General features: G+C 59.8%; 6 protein-coding genes and 3 pseudogenes. 3 read left to right on the top strand and 6 right to left on the bottom strand.

Annotated features, from left to right (window positions below; translation table 11 throughout):
• From ALO64_RS10960 to ALO64_RS10940, 5 genes and pseudogenes are all read right to left on the bottom strand, one after another.
• A pseudogene (locus tag ALO64_RS10960) lies at window positions 1-444 on the bottom strand (DNA topoisomerase IB); the annotation flags it as partial.
• Between the two features lie 88 nt (window positions 445-532).
• On the bottom strand, window positions 533-1621 hold the full coding sequence (modC, locus tag ALO64_RS10955; RefSeq protein ID WP_044344273.1) for a molybdenum ABC transporter ATP-binding protein: 1089 nt from the start codon (window positions 1619-1621) through the stop codon (window positions 533-535).
• A gap of 3 nt (window positions 1622-1624) precedes the next feature.
• Window positions 1625-2305 carry a molybdate ABC transporter permease subunit gene (modB, locus tag ALO64_RS10950; RefSeq protein WP_044344274.1) on the bottom strand — a complete coding sequence of 227 codons (681 nt, stop codon included), beginning with the start codon at window positions 2303-2305 and terminating at the stop codon, window positions 1625-1627.
• The gene (gene modA / locus ALO64_RS10945; RefSeq protein ID WP_004667651.1) at window positions 2306-3073 is read right to left on the bottom strand and encodes a molybdate ABC transporter substrate-binding protein; all 768 of its coding nucleotides are present in this window, start codon (window positions 3071-3073) and stop codon (window positions 2306-2308) included.
• Window positions 3074-3174: 101 nt separating this feature from the next.
• On the bottom strand, window positions 3175-4254 hold the full coding sequence (locus ALO64_RS10940; protein ID WP_044344275.1) for an NAD(P)H-dependent flavin oxidoreductase: 1080 nt from the start codon (window positions 4252-4254) through the stop codon (window positions 3175-3177).
• A gap of 142 nt (window positions 4255-4396) precedes the next feature.
• Here ALO64_RS10940 and acuR point away from each other — a divergent pair, with 142 nt between their 5' ends.
• Window positions 4397-5032 (top strand): acrylate utilization transcriptional regulator AcuR, encoded by a 636-nt coding sequence (gene acuR / locus ALO64_RS10935; protein ID WP_044344276.1) that lies wholly within the window; start codon window positions 4397-4399, stop codon window positions 5030-5032.
• A gap of 50 nt (window positions 5033-5082) precedes the next feature.
• Window positions 5083-6079, top strand: a pseudogene (acuI, locus tag ALO64_RS10930) (acrylyl-CoA reductase (NADPH)).
• Window positions 6080-6084: 5 nt separating this feature from the next.
• Here the strand turns inward: acuI and ALO64_RS10925 are convergent.
• Complete coding sequence (locus tag ALO64_RS10925) at window positions 6085-6558, bottom strand: antitoxin Xre-like helix-turn-helix domain-containing protein (protein WP_044344278.1); 474 nt, start codon at window positions 6556-6558, stop codon at window positions 6085-6087.
• Window positions 6559-6790: 232 nt separating this feature from the next.
• Between ALO64_RS10925 and ALO64_RS10920 the strand changes: the two are divergent.
• A pseudogene (locus ALO64_RS10920) lies at window positions 6791-7755 on the top strand (site-specific integrase).
• Window positions 7756-7772: the final 17 nt, after the last annotated feature.

Genomic DNA, 7772 nt, shown 5'->3' with positions numbered 1-7772 from the left:
AAACCCGGGGCGGTTCACATCCAGCAATGAAATGACCGTCGCCATGACCTTTTCCCGGCCCATGCCCGGCTGCGCGAGTTGTGCTTCTATCTGCTTGCGAACCTTGGGCAGCGCATGACCGAACTCTATCAGGCGCGAGTATTTGTCCTGATCGCGTATCTCGCGCCAGCGCGGGTGGTAGCGGTATTGTTTGCGGCCGCGTGCGTCACGTCCGGTAGCCTGCAGGTGGCCCATCGGGTCGGCACAGATCCACACATCGGTGTAGGCGGGCGGGACTGCCAGCGCGTTGATGCGCTTGATCTCCGACTCGTCCTTGATGCGTTTACCCTCAATGTTGAAGTAGGCGAATTTGCCGCGCAGTACCTTGCGCGTAAGGCCCGGCTGAGTGTCGTCTACATAATGCAGGTCACTGGCGGGCTGGCTGATGGCAGTCGAGTCAGGCATGGCTAATTTCCAAAGGCAGTTAAAAACACTGACCTCGGTCTTTTACCGTGGTGCCGTTTATTTGCTGACTGACCGGTTTTTCAGAGCATCAGGCCAGTACGGCAACCGCCTTGATCTGCGCCCAGAGCGACTGGCCTCTGTGCAGGTTCAACTGGTCACTGGAGTAGCGCGTGATGCGCGCGAGCAAAGGCGTGCCCCCGGCGTCCAGTTTCACCAGCACATGTGCCGAGTTGTCAGCCAGCGCTTCCTCCATCACCGTGACCGGCAAGCGGTTGAGAATGCTGCTTTGATCGTCGGGTTGCAGGTTCAGGCTGACATCCCGGGCCTGAACCTTGACGCGCAGAAGGGTGCCGATCTGCATTTCGGCGTGTGCGACGCGCATGCACAATGTGCTGTCGGGCAGCGTCACGCTCAGTAACTGGTAATGACGATCATAGGCGCTGACCGTGCCTTCAATGACCACGCCCGCATCGCCGCCCATGGCCAGTGGCAGGTCCAGCCGCGCCAGTGTTTCGCGAATCGGGCCGCTGGCCAATACGTTGCCGGCTTCAAGCAGCACCAGATGATCTGCCAGGCGTGCAACCTCATCCTGAGCGTGGCTGACATACAGCATGGGGATGTCCAGCTCCCCATGCAGGCGTTCGAGGTACGGCAGGATTTCACTTTTGCGCCTGGCGTCCAGCGCTGCCAGAGGTTCATCGAGCAGCATCAGGCGCGGGCTGGTCAACAGTGCGCGTGCAATGCCCACGCGCTGACGCTCCCCACCGGACAGCTTGTCAGGACTGCGCTCCAGCAGATGGTCGATGCCGAGCAGTTCAGTGGCCTGCGGCAATTGAATGTTGCGCTGCTGACGCGGGATGCGTTTCATGCCGAATTCAAGATTGGCCCGCACGGACAGGTGCGGGAACAGGCTGGCTTCCTGAAATACATAGCCGATCGCCCGTTTGTGCGGAGCGAGGAAAACGCCTTTTTCAGTGTCTTGCCAGACTTCATCATGAACACGAATGAAGCCCTGGCCAGCTTTTTCCAGCCCGGCAATGCAGCGCAGGCAGGTGGTCTTGCCCGAGCCCGAAGGCCCGAACAGTGCTGTGATGCCCGACCCCGGCAGGGTCAGGTCGGTACGCACGGTGAAATTCGGGTAGGTCATGTGCAGACGGACTTCTATCGGTGAGGCCATGACTCAGCTCCATCCTGCTTTGGATTTACCGCTGGAATACAGCGCCAACAGCACCAGAAAGGAGAACACCAGCATCGCTCCGGCCAGCCAGTGTGCTTGCAGGTACTCCATGGACTCGACGTGATCGAAAATCTGCACTGACACCACACGGGTTTTCTCGGGGATGTTGCCGCCAATCATCAGCACCACGCCGAACTCGCCGACCGTGTGCGCGAATCCCAGAATCGCCCCAGTGATAAAGCCAGGCTTTGCCAGCGGCAGAATCACGTGGAAAAACGTGTCCCATGGGCCCGCTCTCAACGTGGCTGCCACCTCCAGCGGACGGGTGCCAATGGCTGCAAACGCGTTCTGTAGCGGCTGGACGACGAAAGGCATCGAGTACAGGACCGAGCCGATCACCAGTCCGGCAAAGCTGAAAGTCAGCGTGCCCAGTCCCAGGCTCTGGGTGAGCTGGCCCACAGCTCCGTTGGGGCCAAGCAACAGCAGCAGATAAAAGCCGATGACTGTCGGCGGCAAAACCAGGGGCAGGGCGACGACCGCGCCAATCGGCCCCTTGAGCCATGAATCAGTGCGCGCCAGCCACAGCGCGATGGGCGTGCCGATGATCAACAGGATGACGGTGGTCAATGACGCCAGCTTCAGTGTCAGCCAGATCGCCGCGATGTCGGCACTTCCCAGTGGCATTTATAGCTGGTATCCGAAGGACTTGATGATGGCGGCGGCTTTCGGCCCTTTCAGGTACTCGACCAGCGCCTTGGCAGCGGCGTTGTCCTTGCCCTTGTTGAGGATGACGGCGTCTTGCTTGATCGGGTCATGCAGGGCGTCCGGCACGATCCAGGCCGACCCGCTGGTCAGTTTGCCGTCCTTGTAGATCTGCGACAGGGCCACAAAGCCAAGTTCCGCATTGCCGGTGGAAACGAACTGGTAGGCCTGAGTAATGCTCTGGCCCTCCACGATCTTGGCTTTGGTTGCGTCGGTCAGACCCAGTTTGCTCAGCACTTGCGTCGCTGCCAGACCATAAGGGGCAGCTTTTGGGTTGGCGATGGACAAGTGTTGATACTGATTGGCCTTGAGCACTTCGCCCTTGCTGTCTACATAACCGTCCTTGGCCGACCACAGCGCCAGGGTGCCCACCGCATACGTGAAACGCGAGCCCTTGACGGTGTCGCCTTCCTGCTCAAGCTTTGCCGGGGTGGTGTCGTCGGCCGACAGGAACACCTCGAAAGGGGCACCATTCTTGATCTGTGTGTAGAACTGACCGGTAGCGCCAAACGCGGCAACAAGCTTGTGGCCGGTGTCCTTCTCAAAGTCAGTGGCAATCGCCTGAATGGGCGCTGTGAAATTGGCTGCGACGGCGACCTGCACCTCGTCGGCAAACGCGTTGGCTGTAACTGATACGGCGAAGGCCAGGGCAGAGAACTTGAGAATGGCGCGCAGCGTGGTCGTTCGCATGGAACAGCTCCTTGATGATGAAAACGCACGCCGTCGAAATAAAGGCGTTTCGCTATATAGTTAAATATATAGCGATAGCCTGTTGTTCTGAAAGCACTGTTTTACCGGGGTGAGAGAATTTTCAGCGCGTTTTCAGCCAGTTGCCGAGTCAGTTCGGTCGCACCCAACTGATGTTTGATACCAACTGCCTGACCTGCCCAGAGGTTGGTAAAGTCACTGCTGCCCTGTTTTTCCGCTTGTGCGCGCAACGGCATCAAGGCACCGCCTGCCAGAGGGAACGCAGGGGCGAGTGAGCTGACGGGGCCAGCTTCGCGCATGATCCGGTTGACGATGCCGCGCGCCGGACGCCCGGTGAAGAGGTTGGTCAGCGCAGTCTGGCTGTCCGTTGCAGTGTGCAGCGCCTGGCGATGCAGTGCACTGACGCTGGCTTCAGGGCAGAACAGATACGCCGTACCTACCTGTACCGCCGAGGCACCCAGAACAAACGCCGCCGCAACCCCGCGACCATCTGCTATACCACCCGCAGCGATGACCGGAATGCGCACGGCGTCCACTATTTGCGGCACCAGCGCCAGAGTGTCGACCTGAGTGTGCAGTTGATCGCTGAGGAACAGGCCCCGATGACCACCGGCTTCGTAGCCCATGGCGATTACCGCACCGCAGCCATGCTGCTCCAGCCAGACGGCTTCCTCGACCGTGGTCGCCGATGAAATGATCTTTGCCCCGGTGGCTCTGACCCGTTCCAGTAGCGCTCGCTCGGGAAGGCCGAAGTGGAAGCTCACCACCTCCGGCTTCAGGCGCTCGACCAGAGCACAGGTGGCGCTGTCGAAAGGGGCACGGTTGGAGACGGGCGTCGGTGCATCGAAATCGGCCCCCAACTCTTCGTAATAGGTTTTAAGTGCCTGTTTCCAATGCTCGGCGCGTTCGGCATCGTAGGTCGGAGCCTGATGGCAGAAGAAGTTCAGGTTCAGGGGCAGATTGCCGGTGTGTTGCCGAAAGGTGGTGACTTCCTGTTCGATTTGCTCAGGGGTCAGCATTGCGCAGGGCAGCGATGCCAGCCCGCCAGCCTTCGCGACAGCAATGGCCATTTGTGATCCGGTGGCTCCGGCCATAGGCGCTTGCAGCACCGGCAGCTCTATAGTTAACAGGTCAATAATGCGGGTGTCCGGCCATTGGCTCATGTGTTTCTCCGGCTTGTATTCGGGCAGTCATGCACAGGGCATTGAGCGCGAGAATAGCGTGAATGGCAAACGACATTTCCGGCGCAACACATAGACCGCGCGGCGAGGTTGACATAAAAAACGATCGGTCTAATATTACTGCATGACACAAATACCTGTAAAAACCAGACGCCCCGGGCGGCCACCGAAAGTGGACCGCGACAACCTCGAAACCCGCGAGGCACTGTTGCGCCGCGGTCTGGAAGTGCTCACCGAGCAAAGCTTCTCGTCCACCGGGCTGGATTACATCCTCAAGGAAATCGGCATTCCCAAAGGCTCGTTCTATCACTACTTCACCAGCAAGGAAGCCTTCGGCCGGGCGGTACTGGATGAATACGCTCGCTATTTTGCACAGCGGTTGGACCACTGGCTGCTGGACGAAGCGCTTTCGCCACTGGAGCGACTGGTGGGCTTTGTCCAAAGCGCCAAGAGCGGCATGGCGCGGCATGATTATCGACGCGGTTGCATGGTCGGCAATCTGGGCCAGGAAGTCGGTCTGTTGCCGGAGGGGTTTCGTGCCGTACTGGAGCAGACGCTGCTGGACTGGCAGTCAAAGCTGGCCTGCTGCCTCAGGGCCGCGCAGGCGCATGGTGAGTTGGCTAGAAGTGCCGATTGCGATGAATTGGCCGCGTTTTTCTGGATCGGCTGGGAAGGGGCGGTGCTCCGCGCCCGACTGGTCAAAAGCGACACACCGCTGAACACGTTCATTGCCGGTTATCTTCGTGGTTTGCCGCAATGACTTTTTCTTCAGGGCTATTTAAAGACGATCAGTCTAAATTGGAGGCGCACATGTTCAAGGGCATTTTTATCGACAAGGACGATGCAGGTTATCGCGTCAATCTGACCGATATCGACGAAGCACAGTTGCCTGCAGGTGACGTGACGATAAACGTGTCGCACAGCACGCTGAACTATAAGGATGCGCTGGCAATCACCGGCCAAAGCCCTATTGTGCGCAGCTTTCCAATGGTGCCGGGTATTGATCTGGCGGGTGCGGTGCAAGCCAGCGATACGCCTGAGTACAAGGTGGGCGACAAGGTTCTGCTCAATGGCTGGGGTGTTGGCGAAGGGCACTGGGGCGGTCTGGCACAGAAGGCGCGGCTCAAGAGCGAATGGCTCATTCCATTGCCGGATGCTTTCACGCCCGCGCAGGCGATGGCCATTGGCACGGCGGGCTATACCGCAATGCTCAGCGTGCTGGCCCTTGAGAAGCACGGTTTGACACCCGACCACGGCGATGTGCTGGTGACCGGTGCCAATGGGGGAGTCGGCAGTTTCGCCATCGCTATTCTTGCCAGGCTTGGCTATCGGGTGATTGCCTCCACCGGGCGTGTTTCGCAAAGCGAATATTTGCATCAACTCGGCGCAGCGCAGGTCGTCGACCGGGCGACCCTGTCGCAGCCGGGGCGACCTTTGGTCAAGGAGCAATGGGCGGCGGCAATCGACTCTGTCGGTAGTCATACGCTGGCCAATGTGTGCGCCGGTATTCGTTATCGCGGCGTAGTCGCGGCCTGCGGTCTGGCGCAGGGTATGGAGTTTCCGGGCTCGGTTGCACCGTTCATTCTGCGCGGCGTCACCCTGGCCGGTATCGACAGCGTTACTCGCCCGCGGGCTGACCGGCTGGAAGCCTGGTCCAGGCTGGCGAGCGACCTACGTTTTCGACCTGGACCTGGCGCTGCTGCCGCTGATCAGTCGTGAAGTTGGCTTGAGTGAAGTGATCGACATCGCGCCGCAATTGATCGCGGGTCAGATCCGTGGCCGGGTTGTGGTGGACACCGGGCGCTGAGTCGGTCAAAAAACGCTGGGTTCGCCCTTGTCACCTGATTGCGCATGTTCAAGTGCGCGATGCATCCGGGCGGTGCCGAGCCCGGTTTCGCATAATTGCAACGGGATGCAACCGCCAAGTGCTGCGTTGGGTGTCACCAGCCAGCGACCGGCGCGCTCAGGTGTTTCAAGCACGCGAAGGATGTGACTGGCGATCATTGCGAGGCGGTCCAGACGCTCCGAAGCCACGGGGTCCAATGGCTGTTTCTGGCGCTGGCGACGTTCCAGCGTTGAAATTGATGCATTGAACAGCGCCTCCATTTGCCGCGGGCCAAGGGCCAGCGCGTCGCGTACCGCGCGGATCCAGCCATGCGCAAGGCCTGCCTGAATGTTCGCCAGGCGTTCGGCCTCGCTGCGCTGACTGACCTGATGGGCCAGCAACCAGAAATGCGCAGCCGCGTCGCGACGGCCATGTGCTTTGCTAACGAGGGGCGGAATCAAGATACGTGCTTGCCTTGAGGGCCGGAAAAGTCGGCCAAGGCTATCTCAGACAGCGCGTCGTTCAAGCTGCAGGGTGTTACCGATGATTGCCGGCTGGGCTGAAGCTGCTGAGCTGAACGAGCCGCGCCAGAGGTGTCGCACCAGGGCCCTCGTGCTAAAGTCGGCTGCCTGAATATGAATGAAGAGCGCCGCAGCTGTTCGCGCGCTTGCACCAGAAAAGGCGTCGTTCCACATGCCGCAAGACCCTTGTACCGATCAGGACGCACGCATTGTCAGCCAGCCTTCGCTGCCGACGTCAACAAGCCGCTGCGCCTCTATCTCGACCGCCTGGCACCCTCAAGCCGCCTGACCATGACTTACGTTTTGCAGGACGCGGCAGATCGTCTGGGCATGGCTGACGTCGATATTCATGACATTCCTTGGCACACCCTGCAGCCTGGCCACGTGACCGCACTGGTCGCGACGCTGCGTGAAGACGACTACGCGCCCAACACCACTTCGCTGTATGTGAACGCTATTCGCGGTGTGATGAACGAGGCCTGGCGGCACGACCTGATCAGCCACGAGCAATTATTGAAGATTCGCTCGATCATACCGGTCAGCGGTACGCGTCTGGCCAAGGGCCGTAATATCCGCCGCACGTTGATTCGTGAACTGATGCAAGCCTGTGCTGCGGACCCCAGGCCGCAAGGGCGTCGCGATGCCGCGATCATTGCGATTCTGTACGGTTCGGGAATGCGCAAGTCGGAGTCGGTCAACCTGGACCTGTCACAGATCGATTTCGCCGAACGCAGCCTGCGGGTGCTGGGCAAAGGCAACAAGCAGTTGATCAAATATGCCCCCGAGTGGGCGTTCAAGGCGCTGAACGACTGGCTGGAACTGCGCCGCTCGTGCCTGCAGCCGGGGCAGGGCGATGACCCTTTCCTGTTCAACCGGATTCGCCGCGGCAGCCATATCACTCGCGACAGAATCACCAAACACGCTATTTACTTCATCGCCAAGCAACGCGGGCGGCAGGTGGGGGTGAACATCATGCCCCACGATTTTCGGCGGTCGTTCATAACCAGGGTGATCGAAGAGTTCTATCTGTCGATTGCCCAGAAACTTGCGCACCACACGCATATTTCGACCACCGCGAGCTACGACATGCGCAGCGAGAACGAGCGCCGCAATGTGGTGGACGGGTTTGATCTTTAGGCAAAAGAAAGCCACCT

This window comes from Pseudomonas meliae, from assembly GCF_001400515.1.
Taxonomy (GTDB): domain Bacteria; phylum Pseudomonadota; class Gammaproteobacteria; order Pseudomonadales; family Pseudomonadaceae; genus Aquipseudomonas; species Aquipseudomonas amygdali.
Note: the sequence above shows the minus strand (reverse complement) of the source record. Positions and strands in the feature narration are given on the sequence as shown.